This is a genomic window from Amycolatopsis sp. NPDC088138 (genome assembly GCF_044741685.1).
Lineage (GTDB): Bacteria > Actinomycetota > Actinomycetes > Mycobacteriales > Pseudonocardiaceae > Amycolatopsis.
The window spans coordinates 1,248,866-1,269,631 of record NZ_JBIUTB010000003.1 but is presented as its reverse complement, the minus strand read 5'-3'; the positions used below and the strand labels follow the sequence as shown (position 1 = coordinate 1,269,631).

The 20,766-nt window shown below is 69.3% G+C and carries 20 protein-coding genes and 1 pseudogene; 11 read left to right on the top strand and 10 right to left on the bottom strand.

Annotated features, from left to right (window positions below):
- From ACIOD2_RS21330 to ACIOD2_RS21320, 3 genes are all read left to right on the top strand, one after another.
- Nucleotides 1–570: NAD(P)/FAD-dependent oxidoreductase (locus ACIOD2_RS21330; protein ID WP_400540333.1), on the top strand; the 570-nt coding region annotated here is incomplete at its 5' end.
- Between the two features lie 33 nt (nucleotides 571–603).
- Nucleotides 604–927, top strand: coding sequence for a thioredoxin (gene trxA, locus ACIOD2_RS21325; protein ID WP_247016298.1), 324 nt, complete (start codon nucleotides 604–606; stop codon nucleotides 925–927).
- A gap of 282 nt (nucleotides 928–1,209) precedes the next feature.
- Complete coding sequence (locus ACIOD2_RS21320) at nucleotides 1,210–2,358, top strand: N-acetylmuramoyl-L-alanine amidase (protein WP_400540330.1); 1,149 nt, start codon at nucleotides 1,210–1,212, stop codon at nucleotides 2,356–2,358.
- 217 nt (nucleotides 2,359–2,575) lie between these two features.
- Here the strand turns inward: ACIOD2_RS21320 and ACIOD2_RS21315 are convergent, their stop codons facing one another.
- The gene (locus tag ACIOD2_RS21315) at nucleotides 2,576–3,220 is read right to left on the bottom strand and encodes a GNAT family N-acetyltransferase (protein WP_360665114.1); all 645 of its coding nucleotides are present in this window, start codon (nucleotides 3,218–3,220) and stop codon (nucleotides 2,576–2,578) included.
- Nucleotides 3,221–3,435: 215 nt separating this feature from the next.
- On the opposite strand from ACIOD2_RS21315, the gene ACIOD2_RS21310 reads away from it, so the two are divergent.
- Complete coding sequence (locus ACIOD2_RS21310; RefSeq protein ID WP_400540328.1) at nucleotides 3,436–4,755, top strand: PLP-dependent aminotransferase family protein; 1,320 nt, start codon at nucleotides 3,436–3,438, stop codon at nucleotides 4,753–4,755.
- 29 nt (nucleotides 4,756–4,784) lie between these two features.
- On the top strand, nucleotides 4,785–5,729 hold the full coding sequence (locus ACIOD2_RS21305; protein ID WP_400540326.1) for a D-alanine--D-alanine ligase: 945 nt from the start codon (nucleotides 4,785–4,787) through the stop codon (nucleotides 5,727–5,729).
- Between the two features lie 621 nt (nucleotides 5,730–6,350).
- Here ACIOD2_RS21305 and ACIOD2_RS21300 read toward each other — a convergent pair.
- From ACIOD2_RS21300 to rsmG, 3 genes are all read right to left on the bottom strand, one after another.
- Nucleotides 6,351–7,349 (bottom strand): ParB/RepB/Spo0J family partition protein, encoded by a 999-nt coding sequence (locus ACIOD2_RS21300; protein ID WP_400540324.1) that lies wholly within the window; start codon nucleotides 7,347–7,349, stop codon nucleotides 6,351–6,353.
- Complete coding sequence (locus tag ACIOD2_RS21295; protein ID WP_400540322.1) at nucleotides 7,346–8,269, bottom strand: ParA family protein; 924 nt, start codon at nucleotides 8,267–8,269, stop codon at nucleotides 7,346–7,348. Before ACIOD2_RS21295 ends, ACIOD2_RS21300 begins: the two co-directional genes overlap by 4 nt.
- Nucleotides 8,270–8,355: 86 nt before the next feature.
- Nucleotides 8,356–9,036 (bottom strand): 16S rRNA (guanine(527)-N(7))-methyltransferase RsmG, encoded by a 681-nt coding sequence (gene rsmG / locus ACIOD2_RS21290; RefSeq protein WP_400540320.1) that lies wholly within the window; start codon nucleotides 9,034–9,036, stop codon nucleotides 8,356–8,358.
- Between the two features lie 475 nt (nucleotides 9,037–9,511).
- On the opposite strand from rsmG, the pseudogene ACIOD2_RS21285 reads away from it, so the two are divergent.
- Nucleotides 9,512–10,132 (top strand): annotated as a pseudogene (locus ACIOD2_RS21285) (integrase core domain-containing protein); the annotation flags it as partial.
- Between the two features lie 152 nt (nucleotides 10,133–10,284).
- Here ACIOD2_RS21285 and ACIOD2_RS21280 read toward each other — a convergent pair.
- The 6 genes from ACIOD2_RS21280 to rpmH form a co-directional block, all read right to left on the bottom strand.
- Nucleotides 10,285–10,836 (bottom strand): DUF6886 family protein, encoded by a 552-nt coding sequence (locus ACIOD2_RS21280; protein ID WP_400540318.1) that lies wholly within the window; start codon nucleotides 10,834–10,836, stop codon nucleotides 10,285–10,287.
- A gap of 61 nt (nucleotides 10,837–10,897) precedes the next feature.
- Complete coding sequence (locus ACIOD2_RS21275) at nucleotides 10,898–11,458, bottom strand: R3H domain-containing nucleic acid-binding protein (protein WP_323325265.1); 561 nt, start codon at nucleotides 11,456–11,458, stop codon at nucleotides 10,898–10,900.
- A gap of 29 nt (nucleotides 11,459–11,487) precedes the next feature.
- A complete protein-coding gene (gene yidC, locus ACIOD2_RS21270; RefSeq protein WP_400540316.1) occupies nucleotides 11,488–12,648 on the bottom strand; it encodes a membrane protein insertase YidC in 1,161 nt (386 codons plus the stop codon).
- Between the two features lie 5 nt (nucleotides 12,649–12,653).
- Nucleotides 12,654–12,989, bottom strand: coding sequence for a membrane protein insertion efficiency factor YidD (gene yidD / locus ACIOD2_RS21265; RefSeq protein WP_323325269.1), 336 nt, complete (start codon nucleotides 12,987–12,989; stop codon nucleotides 12,654–12,656).
- Nucleotides 12,990–12,994: 5 nt separating this feature from the next.
- Nucleotides 12,995–13,429 (bottom strand): ribonuclease P protein component, encoded by a 435-nt coding sequence (rnpA, locus tag ACIOD2_RS21260; protein WP_400540314.1) that lies wholly within the window; start codon nucleotides 13,427–13,429, stop codon nucleotides 12,995–12,997.
- A gap of 21 nt (nucleotides 13,430–13,450) precedes the next feature.
- Nucleotides 13,451–13,594 (bottom strand): 50S ribosomal protein L34, encoded by a 144-nt coding sequence (gene rpmH / locus ACIOD2_RS21255; protein ID WP_247059643.1) that lies wholly within the window; start codon nucleotides 13,592–13,594, stop codon nucleotides 13,451–13,453.
- Between the two features lie 592 nt (nucleotides 13,595–14,186).
- On the opposite strand from rpmH, the gene dnaA reads away from it, so the two are divergent.
- The 5 genes from dnaA (at nucleotide 14,187) to ACIOD2_RS21230 (ending at nucleotide 20,616) form a co-directional block, all read left to right on the top strand.
- Nucleotides 14,187–15,797 (top strand): chromosomal replication initiator protein DnaA, encoded by a 1,611-nt coding sequence (gene dnaA / locus ACIOD2_RS21250; RefSeq protein WP_400540311.1) that lies wholly within the window; start codon nucleotides 14,187–14,189, stop codon nucleotides 15,795–15,797.
- Nucleotides 15,798–16,645: 848 nt separating this feature from the next.
- Complete coding sequence (gene dnaN / locus ACIOD2_RS21245) at nucleotides 16,646–17,779, top strand: DNA polymerase III subunit beta (protein ID WP_323325277.1); 1,134 nt, start codon at nucleotides 16,646–16,648, stop codon at nucleotides 17,777–17,779.
- Nucleotides 17,780–17,812: 33 nt separating this feature from the next.
- Complete coding sequence (gene gnd / locus ACIOD2_RS21240) at nucleotides 17,813–18,703, top strand: phosphogluconate dehydrogenase (NAD(+)-dependent, decarboxylating) (RefSeq protein ID WP_400540309.1); 891 nt, start codon at nucleotides 17,813–17,815, stop codon at nucleotides 18,701–18,703.
- Between the two features lie 22 nt (nucleotides 18,704–18,725).
- Nucleotides 18,726–19,880, top strand: a complete 1,155-nt coding sequence (recF, locus tag ACIOD2_RS21235; RefSeq protein WP_400540307.1) for a DNA replication/repair protein RecF — start codon at nucleotides 18,726–18,728, stop codon at nucleotides 19,878–19,880.
- Between the two features lie 232 nt (nucleotides 19,881–20,112).
- Nucleotides 20,113–20,616, top strand: coding sequence for a DciA family protein (locus ACIOD2_RS21230; protein WP_323325283.1), 504 nt, complete (start codon nucleotides 20,113–20,115; stop codon nucleotides 20,614–20,616).
- Nucleotides 20,617–20,766 lie beyond the last annotated feature (150 nt).

Here is a 20,766-nt window from a genome sequence, read left to right as displayed (position 1 = left end):
TTCTTCTTCCGCGATCACGACATCGTGGTCGCCGGTGGTGGCGACTCGGCGATGGAGGAGGCGACCTTCCTGACGAAGTTCGCGAAGTCCGTCACCGTGGTGCACCGGCGTGAGGAGTTCCGCGCGTCCAAGATCATGCTCGAGCGCGCCCGCGCGAACGAGAAGATCAAGTGGAAGCTGAACTCGCAGATCACCGGCGTCGTCGGGGACACCAAGGTCGAGGCGCTGAAGCTGAAGGACACCCAGGACGGCTCCGAGTCGACCCTGGACGTGTCGGGTTTCTTCGTCGCGATCGGGCACGACCCCCGCAGCGAGCTGGTGCGCGGGCAGGTCGACCTGGACGAGGACGGTTACGTCATCACGCAGGGCCGCAGCTCCTACACGAACCTGGACGGTGTTTTCGCCGCCGGTGACCTGGTGGACCGCACCTACCGGCAGGCGATCACCGCGTCCGGCTCGGGCTGCAGCGCGGCGATCGACGCGGAACGCTGGCTCGCCGAGCACGGCGAATCCGGCGCGCACGAGGCGGCCGAGCTCGTCGGCGGCGGCTACGGCGCGGGCACCAACTGACTTTCCGGCGTACAACCACCTGAAGGAGAAATCATGACCAACACCGTCAAGGTGACCGACGCGACGTTCGTCGACGAGGTCCTGACCAGCGAGAAGCCCGTTCTGGTCGACTTCTGGGCCACCTGGTGCGGGCCGTGCAAGATGGTCGCCCCGGTGCTCGAGGAGATCGCGGCGGAGAACGGCGAGAAGCTGACCATCGCCAAGATCGACATCGACGAGAACCCGAACACGCCGCGTGACTACCAGGTGATGTCGATCCCGACGCTGATCCTGTTCCAGGGCGGCAAGCCGGTGAAGCAGATCGTGGGCGCCAAGCCGAAGGCCGCGCTGCTGTCCGATCTCGCCGACGTTCTCTGAACCGAACAAGCCCGGCGAACCCGGGGCCTGCGGGAACCTTCCCGCGGGCCCCGGGTTCTCGTCGTTCGGGGGAATCTCACCGGTGTGGGTGAATCCTGGGTGACGAGGGCCACTGGCGGTTCACCACGATCGGGCTCTTGACGCACCGACCGGGCCTGCGGTGTCACCGAGAGTTCGCAAGGCACAATAGAAGACCTGAGCACATCTCAGTGATGGTTTTCCCCGAAGTTTTTGCCCGCGCCGAACCCCCCGAGTCGGCGCCTGAGGAAGAGCGAGGAGTGCATGCGGGTACTCCGCCGCGGTGACGCCGGTCCGGACGTCGCCGAGATCAGGTCCATCCTGGCCGGGATGGACCTGCTCCCGCCGGTCACCGGTACCGACGCCTACGACACGTTCGATGTCGCCGTCGAGAACGCCGTGCGGGCCTTCCAGCAGAGCCGTGGGCTGATGACCGACGGCGTCGTGGGTCAGGCCACGTTCCAGGCGCTCAAGGGCGCCAGCTACCACCTGGGCAGCCGCCTGCTGTCGTACACGATCGCGGCCCCGATCCAGGGTGACGACGTCTTCACGCTGCAGGAGCGGCTCACCGAACTCGGCTTCGACGCCGGCCGCCCGGACGGCTACTTCGGCGCGGCCACCGAGCGCGCGCTCAAGACGTTCCAGCGCGACATGCGCCTGACGCCGGACGGCATGTGCGGTCCCGCGACCATCCGTGAGCTGCACCGCCTGTCCTCGCCGCGGGCCCGGGGCGGCCGCCCCGTGTTCCTGCGCGAGCAGGAGCAGGTGCGCCAGGCCGGTCCGCGGCTGCGTGGCAAGCGCATCGTGATCGACCCGGGCCACGGCGGCGACGACCTCGGCGTGGTCGCCGGCGGTCTCCGTGAAGCCGACATCGCGTGGGACCTCGCGCGCCGCCTGGAAGGCCGGATGAAGGCCACCGGCATGGAGGCGCTGATCTCCCGCGGCCCGAACCACAGCCCGACGGAGCTGGAGCGCGCGAAGTTCGCCAACGACGCGGGTGCCGACCTGTTCCTCTCGCTGCACAGCGACAAGAACCCGTCGCCCCGCGCCCAGGGTGTCGCGAGCTTCCACTTCGGCAACGGCAACGGCACGACGTCGACCGTGGGTGAGCTGCTGGCCGGCTTCATCCAGCGCGAGGTCGCGGCCCGCACGGGCCTCCAGGACAACCGCACGCACTACAAGTCGTGGGACATCTTCACCCGCACCCGCTGCCCGGCGGTCCGGGTCGAGATCGGCTACCTGACGAACCCGGACGACAGCCGCAAGCTCGGCGACCCGGCCTTCCGCGACATCGTCGCCGAGGGCATCCTGATCGCCGTCAAGCGCCTGTACCTGCTCGGCGAGGGCGACCAGCCGACGGGAACGTTCACGTTCGCCGACGTCCTGGCGCACGAGCTCGCCAAGGCCGAATAGGGCGACCACAACCCCTAGCGGCTCTTCTTCACCTGCTCCACCACACCTGGGGACGCGCACCCGCCGTCCCCAGGTTTTGGTGTACTCATCCACAGCTTGTCCACCGCGTCTATCAGCGCTCTGTGGATAACTCGGCGCTTCTTCCACAGCCGTGCACACACTGCGGAATCCGTGTTACCGGCCTGCGGTAACACGGACGCAAACGTTTGCGGGAAGGTCAGGCGCGGCCGAGGCTCGGCTCGGCCGTGGTGATCGTCACCTGGCCGAGCAGCTTCTCCAGCGCCGCCTCGACGTCTTCCTTCCAGGTGATCGCCGAACGCAGTTCCAGGCGCAGACGCGGCCACTTCTGGTGGGGTCGGACCGTCTTGAAGCCGACGCTCTGCAGGAAGGCCGCCGGCAGCACGCAGCTGTGGCCGCCGTCCGGGTCCGACTCGTCGGGGCGAGCGTCACCGAACGCCTCGATGGCCCGGACGCCGCGCTTGGTGAGGTCCTTCGCGACCGCTTGGACGAGCATCCGGCCGAGGCCGCCACCGCGGAACTCCGGGAGGATCTGGAACGCCGTCAGCAACACCGCGTCCGCGCTCGGCGGGGACGTCGGGAAGGCCAGCGACCGCGGGACGGCGTTCGGCGGGGCGTACAGCACGAACCCGACCGGCAGCGTGTCGCTGTAGACGATGCGACCGCAGGAGCCCCACTCGAGCAGCACGCTCGAGACCCAGGCTTCCTTCTCGACCTCGGTGGCGCCGAACTCCTCGGCCTGGTTCTTCAGGTGCGGGGCCAGCTCCCAGTACACACACCGGCGACAGCTCTTCGGCAAGTGCTCGAGGTTGTCCAGTGTGACGCCCACGACGCGACGCGACACCCGCGACCTCCCTGACCTGCGCTCCCCTGACAGGCTGCCCGGTCGTCAAGCCGCGCGGAACCACAGCACGAACACGGGAGCCAGGGTCGATGGTAGGCCGATGTGACAAGCACCGAAAGGTCAGGGGTCCCGGATGGGTGCCCGGTTACACTCGATGGATCTACCGCTCCCGTGCGGGAGCGGGCCTTGTCCACCGACCCCCGGGTGAATCGTCGATGACCGAGAACCGCCCCAGCAAGCCGCAGAGCGGCCGCCAGAACCTCGACCCGCACCTCGAGCGGTATGCCGCGCGCACCGCCGGGATGACCGCCTCCGAGATCCGGGCCCTGTTCGCGGTCGCGAGCCGGCCCGAGGTGGTCTCCCTCGCCGGTGGCATGCCGAACCTGGCCGCGCTCCCGCTCGACACGCTCTCGGCGCAGGTGGCGGAGATCATCGCCGAAGACGGCCTGGTGGCCCTGCAGTACGGCTCGGCGCACGGCGTCCCGGTGCTGCGGGAGCAGATCTGCGAAATCATGGCGCTGGAGGGCATCAAGGCCCACCCGGACGACGTCGTGGTGACCGTCGGCTCCCAGATGGGCCTGGACATGGTCACGCGGCTGTTCTGCGACCCGGGTGACGTCGTGATCGCCGAAGGCCCGTCCTACGTCGGCGCGCTGGGCTCGTTCGCCGCGTACCAGGCGCAGGTCGTGCACGTCGCCATGGACGAGAACGGCCTGGTGCCGGAACTGCTGCGCGAGGCGCTGATCCAGACGGAGAAGGCCGGCCGGCGCGTCAAGTTCCTCTACACGATCCCGAACTTCCACAACCCGGCCGGCGTGACGCTGGCCGTGGAGCGCCGCGGGGAGATCCTGGAGATCTGCCGCGAGCACGGCGTCCTGGTCGTCGAAGACAACCCGTACGGGATGCTCGGCTTCGACGGGCAGACGTACCCGGCGCTGCGCTCGACGGACCCCGAGAACGTCGTGTACCTCGGCTCGTTCTCGAAGACGTTCGCCTCGGGTCTGCGCGTCGGCTGGGTGCTGGCGCCGCACGCCGTGCGCGAGAAGCTCGTGCTGGCCGCCGAGTCGGCGACACTGTGCCCGCCGACCTTCAACCAGATGATCGTGTCGCGGTACCTGGCCACGCACGACTGGAAGGGCCAGATCAAGAAGTTCCGCGAGAACTACCGCGAGCGCCGCGACGCGATGCTGTCGGCGCTCGACCAGTACCTGCCCCCGGGCTGCTCGTGGACGAAGCCCGACGGCGGCTTCTACGTCTGGGTGACGGTGCCGGAAGGCGTCGACACCAAGGCGATGCTGCCGCGCGCGGTGACCGCGCGCGTGGCGTACGCGTCCGGAACCGGCTTCTACGCCGACGGGTTCGGCAGCCGCCAGATGCGCCTGTCCTACTGCTACCCGACGCCGGAGCGGATCCGCGAGGGCGTCCGGCGGCTGGCCGCGGTGCTGGAGTCCGAAATGGACCTGGCCCGCACCTTCGGTAACGTGGGCTCGCGCCAGATCCAGGGGCCGCAGAACCCGTCTCCGGACACGGTCTGAGTTTTTAATCCAGCTAAGGAGTTTCCACGGTGGTCGACCGTACCGTTGCCGTGCTCGCCGGCGGGCTCTCGCACGAACGCGACGTCTCGCTGAGGTCCGGGCGGCGGCTCTCCGCGGCGCTCAAGTCCGAAGGCCTCGGCATCGAGGAGTGGGACACCGACGCGGGCCTGCTGGAGCGCCTGCGCACCCAGCGGCCGGACGCGGTTGTCGTCGCGCTGCACGGCGGTGAGGGTGAGAACGGCTCGGTGCAGACGGTGCTGGAGATGCTGGAGGTGCCGTTCGTCGGCACCGGCTCCCAGGGCTGCCGCCGCGCGTGGGACAAGCCGACGGCGAAGGCGCTCGTCGAGAACGCCGGGTTCGTGACGCCGGACTGGGTGGTGCTGCCGCACAGCACCTTCCGCGAGCTCGGCGCCCAGGCGGTGCTCGACGCGATGGTGGAGCGCCTCGGCCTGCCGCTGATCCTCAAGCCGGACCAGGGCGGCTCGGCGCTCGGCACCCAGGTGGTGCGCGAGGCGGCGGAACTGCCCGCGGCGATGGTCGGCTGCTTCGCCTACGGCGATACGGTGCTCGCCGAGCGGTTCGTGGCCGGCGTCGAGGTGGCCGTGACGGTCATCGAAAGCGAGAACGGTCCCGAGGCCCTGCCGGCGGTCGAGATCGTGCCGGAGAGCGGCGTGTACGACTACACGTCCCGCTACACCGCCGGCCTGACGGACTTCTTCACCCCGGCCCGGCTCGACGACGCCGCGGCCAAGGCCGTCGCCGAACTAGCCGTCGCCGCGCACCGCGTCCTCGGACTGCGGGACATCTCGCGAACCGACGCGATCGTCGCCGACGACGGCACGGTCCACTTCCTCGAGGTGAACCCGTCACCCGGGCTCACCGAGACGTCGACGGTCCCGATGGCGATCGACGCGGCGGGCAAGTCCCTCGGCACGGTCTTCGCCGACCTGATCGGGCGCGCGATCTCCCGCTGAGGTCTGCGTCAGAGGTACGGACGGAAGTGGTCGGCCACCAGGTCGGCCACTTCTTCTGTTTTCCGGGAGCCGTCGACTTCCAGCACCCGGACGCCGAGTTCTCGCGCCTTCGCGGCAGGGTGGCCGCCTGGTGCCGCTGGAACTCCTCGGTCGGCACCATGACGATCATCCGGCGAGCCGAGTCGAGCAGCGGCACGATGAACTCCGGAAGCAACCCCCACCCCTCGGCGATCAGCGGCCGCGGTGAGCTGAGTGCGCGCAGATCGTCAAGCGCCCACTCGAACCGCAACCCGAAGATCGCTCGCGCGTCGGCCGCCATCTCCTCCGGCGTGCGGCGGACCCAGTTCTGCTCCGGATCGCGCTCGACGGGTTCGCCGCGAGCGATCCGGCGATCGAAGTGACCGCGCGCGTCGTGGTGGTCGTAGTGGTACGCCGTCAGCCCGTGCCGGACGGCGAGCAGCCGGGCGACCGTCGACTTGCCGGCCCACTGCCCACCCCCGATCCAGAGCGCGCGGCCGATCGATCCGGTCGGATCCTGCACGCTTCCCCCTCGTCGCTCAGCGTCGTGGCGATGTCGGCAAAACGCAATCATCACCGTGACGAAACACCCTGGGGTGATCCCTAATCGGAATCCGGTGTCCGATTCGCCCCATTCGCATCGATGATCGAGACGATGCGCTCGAGATCGTCGACCGAACCGAACTCGAGCGTGATCCGGCCCTTGCGGCGGCCGAGGTCGACCTTCACGCGGGTGTCGAACCGGTCCGAGAGCCGGTTCGCGAGCTCCTGCAGTCCGGGCGCCTGGATCGGTTTGCGCGGCGCGGGCTTCGGCTTGGCCGGCTTCTCGCTCTTCTTGAGCGTGACGGCTTCCTCGGTCGCCCGGACCGACATGCCCTCCGCGATGATGCGCGCGGCGAGCTCTTCCTGACTCTCGGGGTCCTCTAGCGACAGCAGCGCACGCGCGTGCCCGGCGGACAGGACGCCCGCGGCGACCCGGCGCTGCACCGGCAGGGGGAGCTTGAGGAGGCGGATCGTGTTGGTGATGACCGGCCGGCTGCGGCCGATCCGGCTCGCCAGCTCCTCGTGCGTGACCGCGAACTCGTCGAGCAGCTGCTGGTACGCCGCCGCCTCTTCGAGCGGGTTCAGCTGGACGCGGTGGATGTTCTCCAGGAGCGCGTCGCGCAGCATCGACTCGTCGGCGGTCTGCCGGACGATCGCCGGGATCGCTTCGAGCTCCGCCTGCTGCGACGCCCGCAGCCGCCGCTCGCCCATGACGAGCTCGTACTCGTCGTTCCCGAGCTCGCGGACCACGATGGGCTGCATGAGCCCGAACTCGCGGATCGAGTGTTCGAGCTCGGCGAGCGCCTCCTCGTCGAAGGCGAGGCGCGGCTGCTTCGGGTTGGGCTTGATCGAGCCGACCGGGATCTCGCGGTAGACCGCGCCGGCGACCTCGCCGCTGTGCTGCTTCGCCTGACCGTTCGCCGCGAACCAGCCCTTTTCCTCCGCCGCCTTCTTCTCCGCGGCCGACCCCTCACCGGGCGCGGGCAGCGGACCGCCGGCCGGCCCGGTCGGGATGAGAGCGGCGAGGCCGCGACCCAGCCCTCCTCTGCGCTCGGTCATGTCGAACTACCCCTTTCCATGAGTGCACCTCGCTCGGCGATCTCCTTCGCCGCGTCGACGTAGCTCAATGCCCCGCGCGAACCGGGGTCGTAGGCGAGCACGGTCTGGCCGTACCCGGGTGCCTCCGACACCTTCACGCTGCGCGGGATGACGGTCTTCAGGACAGTGTCGCCGAAGTGGTTCCGCACCTCGTTCGTCACCTGGTCGGCCAGCTTGGTCCGGCCGTCGTACATGGTGAGGAGGATCGTCGAGACGCGGAGCTCGCGGTTGAGGTGCTGCTGCACGAGCTCGATGTTGCTCAGCAGCTGCCCGAGACCCTCCAGCGCGTAGTACTCGCACTGGATCGGGATGAGCACCTCCTGCGCGGCGACCATCGCGTTGACCGTCAGCAGGCCGAGCGAGGGCGGGCAGTCGATGAAGACGTAGTCGACACCGATCTCGTCGAGGATCTCCGAGGAGATGGCCTCCTTGAGCCGGGACTCGCGCGACGCCATCGAGACGAGCTCGATCTCGGCGCCGGCGAGGTCGATCGTCGCGGGGACGCAGAAGAGGTTGGGGGACTGTTCGGTCGGCTGGGCCGCCTCGGCGAGCGTCACCTCGCCGATGAGCACCTCGTAGATGGAGGGCGTCCCGGACCGGTGGTCGACGTCGAGCGCGGTGCTCGCGTTGCCCTGCGGGTCGAGGTCGACGACGAGCGTCTTGAGCCCGTGGACGGCGAGCGCGGCGGCGAGGTTGACCGTGCTGGTGGTCTTGCCGACGCCGCCCTTCTGGTTGGCGACGGTCATCACGCGGCGGCGGCCGGGACGGGGAAGCGTCCCGTCCGGGTGCAGCAGACGCGCGGCGCGAGTGGCTTCTTCGGCGATCGGCGTCCAGCCCACGTCGTGGCTGGTCTCCGTGGAGTCGGACGGCGGGGGATTCACCGGTCTCGACACCTCCTCCATATAGACGTCTGGTCGGTGGACGAGTCGCGTCGTTTCACGTGGAACACCGCGGCCCGTTGTCTGCGCTAGCGCTTCCTGCTCCGCGCCTTCCCCGTCTTCGACGGCAGGCGACGGATCTTCACGACCGTGCTGGGGACCTCTAGTACTGCCACACCGCACTCCACGATCAACGGGTCGACGCCGCCTGCCTTCCTGATGGCGGCACCGTCCCGCTCGATCTCGTCCGCCGCGCTGGCACCCTTGAGGGCGACCAGGAAACCGTCCGGACGAACCAGCGGCAAGCACCAGTCCGCGAGCCGGGCGAGCGGGGCGACCGCGCGAGCGGTGACGATGTCGGCGCCACCGAGCTGCTCACGCACAGGCCGCTCCTCCGCGCGTCCACGGACGATGGTGATCGGGAGTTCCAGCTTCTCGGCCACCTCGGCCAGCCAGTCCACCCGGCGGGCCATAGGTTCGAGCAAGACGATATCGAGGTCCGGTCGCGCGATCGCGAGCGGTACACCCGGAAGCCCCGCACCCGACCCGACATCGACAACGCGAGCCCCTTCGGGCATCTGCTCGCCGATGACGGCCGAGTTGAGCACGTGCCGTTCCCACAGCCGCTCGACCTCCCGAGGACCGATCAGCCCCCGCTCGACGCCGTGGCTCTCGAGGAGTTCGACATACCCAGCCGCTTGGTCGACGTGCGCACCGAACACTCGCTCCGCCGCGGTCCGCACCGCTACCGCGGCCTGCTCCAAGCTCACTCCGGTTACTCCTCGTCCGCGGGTTTCACGTGAAACCGCGCTCGTTCGATTGTCCCTGATGTCGACGCGAAAACGAGTCGACAGACCGCAGATGTGGACAACTCCACTCACCTGCGGGCACCGAGGAAGCTGGATCGACGAGATCCCGGTTCCACGTGAAACATGACGGCCGACGCTCGGCAAGTTCCACGTGAAACCTCATCGCTGTAATTCACTCGCCACCGCCGCCAGCGCCCGACTTGAAGACCCGGCGAAGGAACCCGTAGGACGAGACAACCCAGTCGGAGCCGAGCGGGGCACCGCCACCGCCGCACGACCCGAGCGGTTCTTAGCGAAGCCGGGCGATCGAGCCTCGCCCAGCCGCCGCCGAGACCGAGGCGCCCCAGCCGGGATTCTCAAGCAAGCGCCCACCGACGCCGCCATCGATGACCCATCGCTAATGCACCCTGCCCCCGACCGGCAGACTGCACCTGGCCCGCTGCGGCGAGCCGCGGAACGGTTCTACGTGTCGGTCTCCACCGCCGCCCGGTGGGCCACCCCGGACCGAACGGCGTGTGATCAAGATTCGGGCAGCCCGTCGGTGGGACCCGACCCGCATCGCATACCTGCTCAGCCTGAACCCCTCGACCGTGCACCGGGTCCTGACTCGCTACCGGCTGACCCATCTCGACCGGACCACCGGCCGGCTGATCCGCCGCACCCGGTGATTTGGTCCACGTCGACATCAAAGCTCGGCAACGTCCCCGACGGCGGCCACAAGCCCCCGGCTGGCCTACACCGAGATCCTGGCCGATGAGACGAAGGAAACCGCAGCCGCGTTCTGGAGCCAGGCGCAGGCGTTCTTCACCGGCTGCGGGATCAGCGTCGCGCGGGTCCCGACCGACAACGGTTCCTGCTATCGCTCACGCCTCCGGCGCGACGCGCAGATCACCCCGAAGCGCACCCGGCCTTACCGACCGCAGACCAACGGCAAGGTCGAGCGGTTCAACCGGACCCGATCGAGGAATGGGCCTACAACCACCACCGCGGCCACACCTCACTCGCCGGTCAACCACCCGCCAGCCGCGTCCCCAACCTCACAGCGCGAGACACCTAGCCGAGGTCCGCGCGGCCACGCCGGTCACGGTCGGCTGCGCCATGGACTCGTGCCCGCTGACGGAGGTGGCGTCGAGCCTCTTTGATGTCAACGTGGATCAGACAGCCGTATGACCCAGGGCCCCGAGAGCGCCCCGCGTTCCACGTGAAACCTCACCCCTGTAATTCGCTCACCCGAGGCCGAGCGTTCCGCAGCCGGATGCCGCTGAAGCCGAGGGTGCTCTCCGCCGCCGCGTCCACGAACGGCCACAGGTTCGGCAGCACCCGCAACTGGATGCCCGCCTCCTCGTGCAACCCCAGCAGATCGCCGACCGGCTCCGGCGGGCCGAGGGGCTCCACCTCCGACGTCGCCACGAGCGCGTGCGACACGGAAGAGCCGAACGGCCGGAACGCCGAAGCGTCGAACCGGTAGGCGAACAGCCGGGTCGAGCGCATCGGCTCGAGCCAGCCGTACTCGATCGCGTGGACGCGGTCGCCGCCGCCCGGGCCGAGGATGCGCTCGCGGTCCGCGTCGGTCGTCGACGGTGTCGCCCACGCCATCGCGCGCGGGCACTGGCGGGGGAACCAGTAGTCCGGTGCGCGCTCCGCGTCGACCGCCCAGACGTAGGCCTCCGGCTGCCGGGCCGTCGCGGCGACGTGCGGGACGAAACCGGTGATCGCCGGATCCTCCGAGAAGTGGAGGACCTCGCCGGGCGCTGGACGCATCCTCCAAGCATAAAAAAAGCGGCCCGCCGGACCGAAGTCCGGCGGGCCGCTGACGAGTCCGTCAGGACTCGGGGAAGATCACCACGCGACGCTTGGGGTCCTCGCCCTCGCTCTCGCTCGTGACACCCGAGACCGTCGCCACCGCGTCGTGGACCACCTTGCGCTCGAACGGGCTCATCGGCTGCAGCCGCACCCGCTCGCCGCTCGACAGCACCGACTCCGCCGTCGACCGGCCGAGCTCGCGGAGCTCCTCGCGACGGTCGGCGCGCCAGCCCGCGATGTCCAGCATGAGGCGGCTGCGCGAGCCGGTCTCCTGCTGGACCGCCAGGCGGGTCAGCTCCTGCAGCGCTTCGAGCACCGTGCCGCGCGGGCCGACGAGCTTCTCGAGGTCCTCGCCGCCGTCGATGCTCACGATCGCGCGGCCGGCCTCCACGTCCAGGTCGATGTCCCCGTCGTAGTCGAGCAGATCGAGCAGCCGCTCGAGGTAGTCGCCGGCGATGTCGCCCTCCTGCACGAGGACGTCGTCGCCACCTCCCGCCTTCTGCTCGCCCGCCTCGTCGGCGGTTTCACCCGGGGTCACGTCGTCCTGATCGGCGTCGATCGTGTCGATCGTCTCCGACATCATTCGTCTCCTCTCCGAACCGGTCGCGCTCAACGGCGCTTCCGGCCCGACTTCCTGGTCGAGTCTTTGAGGAGCCCGGGCACGCCCGTGCCGTTCTCCTGTGAGCCGTTCTGGCCGTTCGTCGCGGCCGGGGTCCGGTCCGCCGCCGTCGCGCCGTCCGCCTTGGCGGCAGCGGCCTCCGCGGCCTTGGCGGCGGCGGCCTCGGCCGGCGTGGTCTGTGCGAAGCCGTGAGCCGAGCCCGCCTTGGTGACCTTCTTCTGCGAGCCGGTCTGGGCGGGCTGGTTCTTCTTCTGCTGGACGGGCTTCTGGCCCACCTTCGGAGCGGTCGGCTTCTGCCCGGGCTTCGGGCCGAGCGTCGCGCGCTTCTCCGCGGCCTCCGCCTTGCGAGCCGCCTCTTCCTTGTCGATCTTCGTGTAGACGAGGCGCTGCTGCATCAGGGTCCAGCCGTTGTTCGCCAGCCAGTAGAAGAGGAGGCCGAGCGGGAACAGCGCACCGAAGACGAGGACACCGAGCGGGAAGATGTACATCGTCAGCTTGTTCATGATCGCGGTCTGCGAGGTGGCCGACGCGGCGTTCTGCCGGGCCACCGAGTGCCGCGCGGTGAGGTGCGTGGCGATGGACGCGATGATCATGAGGGGCAGCGCGACCGGGAGCACGCTCCACTGGAAGCCGACGTTCGCGGCACCACCGCTGACGACCCCGACACCGTTGTAGACGGCCTCGCCGAGGTTGACACCGAAGAGCTTCGCACTCACGTAGGAGTGGACGTCAGCCTGCGAGAAGAAGTAGTTCTCGGTCTTCGGGCCACCACCGGGCGGCGGCATCGTGAACGCGCGCAGCACGTGGTTCAGGCCGATGAACACCGGGATCTGGAGCAGCATCGGCAGGCAGCTGCCCAGCGGGTTGACGCCGTGCTCCTTCTGGAGCTTCTGCATCTCCGCGGCCTGGCGCTGCCGGTCGTTCGCGTACTTCTTCTGGAGCTTCTTCATCTCCGGCGCGAAGTCCTGCATCTTCTTCATCGACCGGACCTGGTTCACGAACGGCTTGAACATGATGCCGCGGACTGTGAACGTCAAGAAGATGATGCCGAGGATCCAGGCGATCGCCGTCGACTCCCCGAAGACGAGTCCGAAGACCTTGTGCCAACACCAGAGGATGAAGGACACGGGGTAGTAGATGAAATCGAGCACTGCTGCTACTCCTCGATCGGTGTTTCAGGTCGTCGGTGCCGCCACGAGAACGTCTCGGGCACGGGGTCGCGGCCGGGCATGGTCCACGGGCCGCAGCGCAGCAGCCGGCGCAACGCGAGGTAGGAGCCGCGGCCGGCACCGTGCCGGGTGAGGGCTTCGACTGCGTACGCGCTGCAGCTCGGGTAGAACCGGCAGGCCGGCGGGAGGAAGGGCGAGATCGCCTTGCGGTAGAGCTTGATGGGGAGCAACAGGACCCAGGCGACCGGTCCGGGCCGGGCGGGTCCCGGCTCGTCGTCGTGGTCGTGCTCGTCGTGCACTGAGTGCTCGGGGGTGGCTCGCATACCGGTCACACCGCTGATCCGTGGTCGGGGGCCGCGTCCGCGGGACGCGTCGGGCTGGGGACATCCCCGGCCGGACGGCGCGACGACAGAAGTCCCAGCCGACGCAGCGCGGCGTCGAGATCGGCCCCGAGCTCCGCGCTGGACGCGGTCGCCGACGGCGGCAATGCCCGTACGACCAACGCACTGCCGGCGGGCAGGGTTCCGATCCGGGCCGAAACGAGATGACGCAACCTGCGGGACACCCGGTGGCGGACCACCGAGTTCCCGACGGCCTTGCTCACCACAAAACCCGCCCTGGTCGCCGACGAAGCGTCGGTGGCCATGGACGGGTCCGTGGTCAACGCGTGGACGACGAGGCGGCGCCTGCCTGCCTTGGATCCGCGACGGAGAACCACGCGGAAATCCTCACTCCGCCGCAGACGTGCGGCAGCCGGCAGCACGGCGCGCCCCGACGTGCCGGATCAGGCCGACAGCGCTTCGCGGCCCTTGCGACGGCGAGCCGCCAGGATGCCCCGGCCTGCCCGGGTCCGCATGCGCAGCCGGAACCCGTGGGTCTTCGCGCGGCGGCGGTTGTTCGGCTGGAAGGTGCGCTTACCCTTGCTCACTGCTTCTCCTGTGTGTCGCGTCGGAAGAGAAGGCTTCCGTCTTCCTTCACTTCTGGCGTGTCGTGCGGGCGCACGGCAGTCTCTGGTGTCTCCTACCAACGTGTGGCCTCGTCACGACGAGCGACTGCAACCAGGGCACGCGAAACGCGCCCGTCGCATACGGGAGACCTTACGAGGGTACGCACCCCCGTCCGGCACGCCGTAAGCACCCCCTCCGCCACCGTCCGCGACGGGCCGGCCGAGGCGAGATCATCAACGCCGTGGCATCGAATGGCAACACGCCGTACACCGTGAAATGCTTGCGGCCCAGGATGCCTTGTGGCAGCGAGCGGGGCTTGTTAGCGTGCCTCTCTCGGGTCACCGGTCGAGGTGCACGAGTATCCGGGTGGTGGAGTGCCCACCGGCGTACGACGAGCCCGCAGGTGGCGACGCCGCGGGTCGCCGTACATTAGTGCACAGCTGTGGACAACTATGTGGATATTCGCTGTGCCGGTACCCGGCCAGGTCCGCAGGCGGTCATCGGGTGGAGTGACCAGGGCGTTCCGGGGCCGGTTCGGCCGTCCACGCCGACGAGGGGAGGGGAGCCGGACCAGTGTCGGAGCACCAGCACAATCTGGGCGTCATCTGGGAGCAGGTGGTGCGCGAACTGTCCGACGGGACGTTGTCCCCTCAGCAGCGCGCCTGGATGCGGGTGACCCGCCCGATCGGCCTCCTCGACGGCACCGCGCTGCTGGCGGCTCCCAGCGACTTCGCGAAGGAAGCGATCGAACGCGGTCTCCGCGGCGCGATCACCGACGCGCTTTCCCGGCGGCTCGGCCGCGCCATCTCGCTCGCGGTGAAGGTCGACAGCACCGAAGCGGTCGCCCCGATCGCCGCGCCCCACTACGTCCCGTCACCCGGCCGGGTGGAAAACGGTGCCGTCCCCGAGCCGGCGCCCGCGCCGCGGCCGGGTCCCGGCCCGATGCTGCCGCCGCCGCGCCCCGAGCCGGCGCCGCCGCTGCCGCAGCACCAGTCCCTCGCGATGAAGCCCGACGACGGTGACGACACCGACGAGGAAGTCGACGAAGAGGGCGAAGCGCTCGCCGCGGTCCACGAGATCTGGCCGACGTTCTCCGGCCAGCCGATCGCCGGCCAGCCGTACACCGCGCCGGCGCAGCCGCAGACGTCGAAGACGAAGCTGAACGAGAAGTACACCTTCGACACGTTCGTCATCGGCGCGTCCAACCGGTTCGCCCACGCGGCGGCGGTCGCGGTCGCCGAAGCCCCGGCCCGCGCGTACAACCCCCTTTTCATCTGGGGTGAGTCCGGGCTCGGCAAGACGCACCTGCTGCACGCGGTCGGCCACTACGCCCAGCGGCTCTTCCCCGGCATGCGCGTCCGGTACGTCTCGACCGAAGAGTTCACGAACGACTTCATCAACTCGCTGCGAGACGACCGCAAGGTCGCCTTCCAGCGGCGCTACCGCGACATCGACATCCTGCTCGTCGACGACATCCAGTTCCTGGAAGGCAAAGAAGGTACGCAGGAAGAGTTCTTCCACACCTTCAACACCCTCCACAACGCGAACAAGCAGATCGTCGTCAGCTCCGACCGCCCGCCGAAGCGCCTCGAGACGCTGGAGGACCGGCTGCGCACGCGGTTCGAGTGGGGCCTGATCACCGACATCCAGCCGCCCGAGCTCGAGACGCGCATCGCGATCCTCCGCAAGAAGGCGGCGCAGGATCGGCTCGCGGTGCCGGGTGACGTCCTGGAGTTCATCGCCTCGCGCGTCGAGGCGAACATCCGGGAGCTCGAAGGCGCGCTGATCCGCGTCACGGCCTTCGCGTCGCTCAACCAGCAGCCGGTCGACGCCGGCCTGGCCGAGATCGTGCTGCGGGACCTCATCCCCGACTCCCACGCCCCGGAGATCACCGCGCCCACGATCATGGGCGTCATCTCCGAGTTCTTCGACGTGACGCTCGACGACCTGTGCGGCCCCGGCAAGACGAAGGCGCTCGCCACGGCCCGCCAGATCGCGATGTACCTCTGCCGCGAGCTGACCGACATGTCGCTGCCGAAGATCGGGCAGACGTTCGGCGGCCGCGACCACACGACCGTCATGCACGCGGACAAGAAGATCCGCAAGGAGATGGCCGAGCGCCGGCGCATCTACGACCAGGTGCAGGAGCTGACGTCGCGCATCAAGCAGCGCGCCCGCCAGTAGCACATCCCCTTATCCCGCAACGACTTCGGGGCGTCCACGCACTGTGGACGCCCCTTTGTCGTCTTTGGACCGTCCGAAGCGCACTACGGCCCGCGAAGCAGCGAAGGACGCGTACGCGCGCTTCGCAAACTCGCGAAAATTGTTTGTACACAAGGAAGTTTCCCCATGGTGTGGGCAGTTTGCCCACAGCGCCAGCGGATCTCTGAGCAGCGACGACCCGGATTCCGTCCACACCCCGCCCACAGGTGATCCACAGAGAATCCACACCCTTGTCCACGCTGATTCCACAGGTTGCCCACATGCTGTGCACAGGAGGGCGCCGTCACTCGGTAGAGCGATTCGGACCGTGTCGTCCACCCCCAGAAACACTCCCGAACCTGGGGACAACCATGGGGACAACCCGGCCGATCTGTGGACGAATCGAGGGCCTCCCGAAACCATCCACCGACGCCCCGAGTTGCCCACAGATCCACCACCACGGTTCTCCACATGCCCGCAGGCACTCCGACCTGCGTGAACGACCTCAATCCACACAATCCACAACGCTTACTACTGCTACTGCCTTTTAGATCTCTTCTAAGAGAAAAAAGATAAAAACAGGCGAAGGACGAAGTTGGGGACAGCCGCGAGATCGTGTCGTCAAGTCGACAAAGTCAAGGGGAGGCCGAGGTGACGGCGGTGCCCGCGACGGCCTACCGTGAACCCCTGCACCGAACCCCTGCTCCTGGTCCGTGCTCCGGTCGCTCAACCGGAGAGCGGGCCGGCCGGACGAGGCAGCCGGTCACTGCCCAGCCAGAACGAGGCCTGGCCCGAGCCGATCACGGCTCGGTCGTCGAAAGGATGCGCGCATGAAGATCCGCGTCGAGCGTGACGGGCTCGCCGACGCCGTCGCGTGGGTGGCCAGAAGCCTCCCCTCCCGGCCTCCCGTGCCGGTACTGGGCGGTGTCCTGCTCGACGCCGGTGCGGACGGCGAGTCCGACGCGCTGACCGTGTCGGGCTTCGACTACGAGGTGTCCGCCACGGTGGGCGTCCCGGCGACGATCGCCGACGGCGGTCGCCTGCTGGTGTCCGGCAGGCTCCTCGCCGACATCACCAAGTCCCTGCCGAACCAGCCGGTCGAGATCGCCGTCGACGGCGCCCGCGCCACGATCACGTGCGGCAGCGCGCGCTTCTCCCTGCCGACCATGCCGGTCGAGGACTACCCGCAGCTGCCGTCCCAGCCCGCCTTCGCGGGTGAGCTCGCCGGCGACGCGTTCGGCCAGGCCGTCACCCAGGTCGTCGTCGCCGCGGGCAAGGACGACACGCTGCCGATGCTGACCGGCATGCGGCTCGAGATCTCCGGCAGCTCGCTGACCCTCGTCGCGACCGACCGGTTCCGGCTCGCCATGCGCGAGTTCACCTGGCAGCCCGCCGAAGGCCTCGCCGACGCCGCGGTGCTCGTCCCGGCGCGCACCCTCGCCGAGGCGGCCAAGACGCTCGGCGCGAGCGGCGCCACGATCCGGCTCGCACTCGCCAGCGGCGAAGGCCTGCTCGGCCTCTCCGGTTCCGGGCGCTACACGACGACCCGCCTGCTCGACGCGGAGTTCCCGCCCTACCGCCAGCTGCTGCCCGCGACGCACACCTCACGCGCGGTCATCGACGTGTCCGCTCTCACGGAGTCGATCAAGCGCGTTTCCCTGGTCGCGGAGCGGGGGACTCAGGTACGACTGGAGTTCGGGGACAACACGCTGCGGCTGTCCGCGGGCGGCGACGACGAGGGAAGCGCCGAAGAAGAGCTCCAGGTCGACTACGAAGGTGAGCCGGTGACGATCGCGTTCAACCCGGGTTACCTCGTCGACGGCCTCGGCGCGCTCCACAGCGACCGGGCGGAGCTGACGTTCACGACGCCGAACCGCCCCGCCCTCATCAAGCCCGCCGACGCCGAGGGCAACCTCGTCCCCGGCTACCTCTACCTCCTGATGCCGGTCCGCCTGCCGGGCTGACCCGCAAAACTTGTTCGCACGTAAGGGGATCTCATGGTTCAGCTCGGTCTGATCGGCCTGGGCAAGATGGGCTTCAACATGCGTGAGCGGCTGCGCGCGGCCGGTCACGAAGTGGTCGGCTACGACCGCAACCCGGACGTCAGCGACACCACGTCGCTCGAAGACCTGGTGTCCAAACTGGACGCTCCGCGGATCGTCTGGATCATGGTCCCCGCAGGCGACCCGACGCGGCAGACCATCACCGAGCTGGGCAACCTGCTGTCCGAAGGTGACATGGTCATCGACGGTGGCAACTCGAAGTACACCGACGACAAGCTGAACGCCGAGCTCCTCGCCGCGAAGAAGATCGGGTACGCCGACTGCGGTGTCTCCGGTGGCGTGTGGGGCAAGGACAACGGTTACGGCCTGATGGTCGGCGGCACGGCGGCCGACGTCGAGCGCGCGATGCCGATCTTCGACGCGCTCCGCCCGGAAGGCCCGCGTGAGGAAGGCTTCTCGCACGCGGGCAGCGTCGGGGCCGGCCACTACGCGAAGATGATCCACAACGGCATCGAGTACGGCATGATGCAGGCCTTCGCCGAAGGCTTCGAGCTGCTCGAGGCCGCGAAGGTCGTCGACGACGTGCCCGCGGTGATCAAGGGCTGGCAGCGCGGCACCGTCGTCCGGTCCTGGCTGCTCGACCTGCTCGTGCGCGCGCTCGACGAGGACCCGGAGCTGGACGACCTCGAGGGTTACGTCGAGGACTCCGGCGAAGGCCGGTGGACGCTCGAAGAGGCGATCAACAACGCGGTGCCGGCGCCGGTCATCTCGGCCGCGCTGTTCGCCCGGTTCGCCTCCCGCCAGGAGCACTCGGCCGCGATGCGCGCGGTCGCCGCACTGCGCAACCAGTTCGGCGGGCACGCCGTGAAGAAGGTCGGCGGGTAGGTCCCGTCCGGGAAGGAACCACGTGTATCTGCGACATCTGCAGGTCACCGACTTCCGCTCCTGGCCCCAGGCCGATCTCGCCCTCGAACCGGGGCCGACCGTGCTGGTCGGCCAGAACGGTCGCGGCAAGACCAACCTGCTGGAGGCGATCGGGTACGTCGCGACGCTGGGATCCCACCGCGTCGCGACGGACGCGCCGCTGATCCGGCACGGTTGTGAGCGTGCGCTGGTGCGGGTCGCGGTGGTCAACGACGACCGCGAGCTGACCGTCGAGCTCGAGATCACCGCCGGTCGTGCCAACCGCGCCCGGGTCAACCGCGGTGCGGTCGGCCGGCCGCGGGACGTGCTCGGCATCCTGCGCACGGTGCTGTTCTCCCCGGAGGACCTGGCGCTCGTGCGGGGCGACCCTGGCGAGCGACGCCGGTTCCTCGACGAGCTGCTGGTGCTGCGCGCGCCGCGGTACGCCGGGGTTCGTGCGGACTACGAGAAGGTGCTGAAGCAGCGCAACGCCCTGCTCAAGACGGCCGGTAAACGCCGGACCGGGCGGGAGGACCCGTACGCGCTGTCGACGCTCGAAGTCTGGGACGACCACCTCGCTGTGGCCGGCGCGGAGCTGCTGGCCGCGCGCCTGAACCTCGTCGCGGACCTCGGTCCGTACGCGGCTTCGGCGTACATGGGTGTCGCTCCGGACTCCCGGCCGGCGAAGATCTCGTACAAGTCTTCGCTGGGTGAGGCCCTGCCGGAGACGTACGGCGTACCGGACGGGGAACGGGCGCAACCCGGAGTCCTCAAGGACGTCTTGGTGAAGGCGCTCGGGGAAGCTCGCAAGGCGGAGCTGGAGCGGGGGATCAGCCTGGTCGGCCCGCACCGGGACGAGCTGGAGCTGATCCTCGGCGAAGCGCCGGCCAAGGGGTACGCGAGCCACGGCGAGTCGTGGTCGTTCGCGCTCGCCCTCCGGCTCGGCAGCTACGAGCTGCTGCGCGGGGAGGCGGGTGAGCCGGTGCTGCTGCTCGACGACGTGTTCGCCGAGCTGGACCGCAAGCGCCGGGCCCGGCTGGCCGAAGTGGCGGCGAGCGCCGAACAGGTGCTGGTGACCGCCGCGGTCGACGAAGACGTGCCCAGCGAGCTGGCGGGGAGCCGGTTCGTGGTGGCGGATGGTGAGGTCACGCGTGGCTGAACGGTTCGATCGAGCGCCGAAACGGGCACCCGGTGTGAGCGGCGACACAAACCGCACCCGATCTGGGGACAAACCTGTGGACAGTGTGGATAACACGGTGAATGAGTTATCGCCGCCCGTGACCATACGGCCAGATGAGTGGCACAAAACGCCCCGCGGCGGGTCCGCCGCGGCGTCTAAACCGACTTCCGGCACTGAGCGTGACGGCACCGCTGGGCCGAACGAGGTGCCGATGACGGGCCGGGACCTCGCGCACGCCGCGCTCGAGGCGGCGAAAGCGAAGGCGAAGGAGCGGGGCGCCCCGCCGGGCCAGCGCCGTCGCGTGGTCACCGGCGGCCAGAACCCGCGGCGTCGCCGCTGGTCGGGACCCGGCGCGGACGCGCGTGACCCGCAGCCGCTCGGCCGGCTCGTCTCGCGGCTGGTCAGCGACCGCGGCTGGAACGAGAGCGTCTCCGGCGCCCGCGTCTTCGCGCAGTGGGCGCGCCTGGTCGGCGAAGACGTCGCCGAACACGCCCAACCGGTCGCGCTGAAAGACGGCGAGCTGACGGTCCGGGCCAGCTCCACCGCGTGGGCCACCCAGCTCCGCCTGCTGCAGGGAAAACTGCTGGCCAAGATCGCGGCGGGGGTCGGGAACGGCGTGGTCAAGCGCATGCGGATCCAGGGTCCGATGGCCCCGAGCTGGCGGAAAGGCCCCCGTCACGTGCCGGGTCGCGGCCCGCGTGACACGTACGGCTGACCCGGCTTGCGCGTTGCTCGGTTGAATGCCCCGAGAACGCATCCAGACGCACTGAATTACGTCAAGACTCGGCTCGGACCGATTTCGTCCGTCTGTGACGCGTTCAGGGGTGTCCTTGCCGCATGTCAGCGGACGCGGCCAAGTACACTG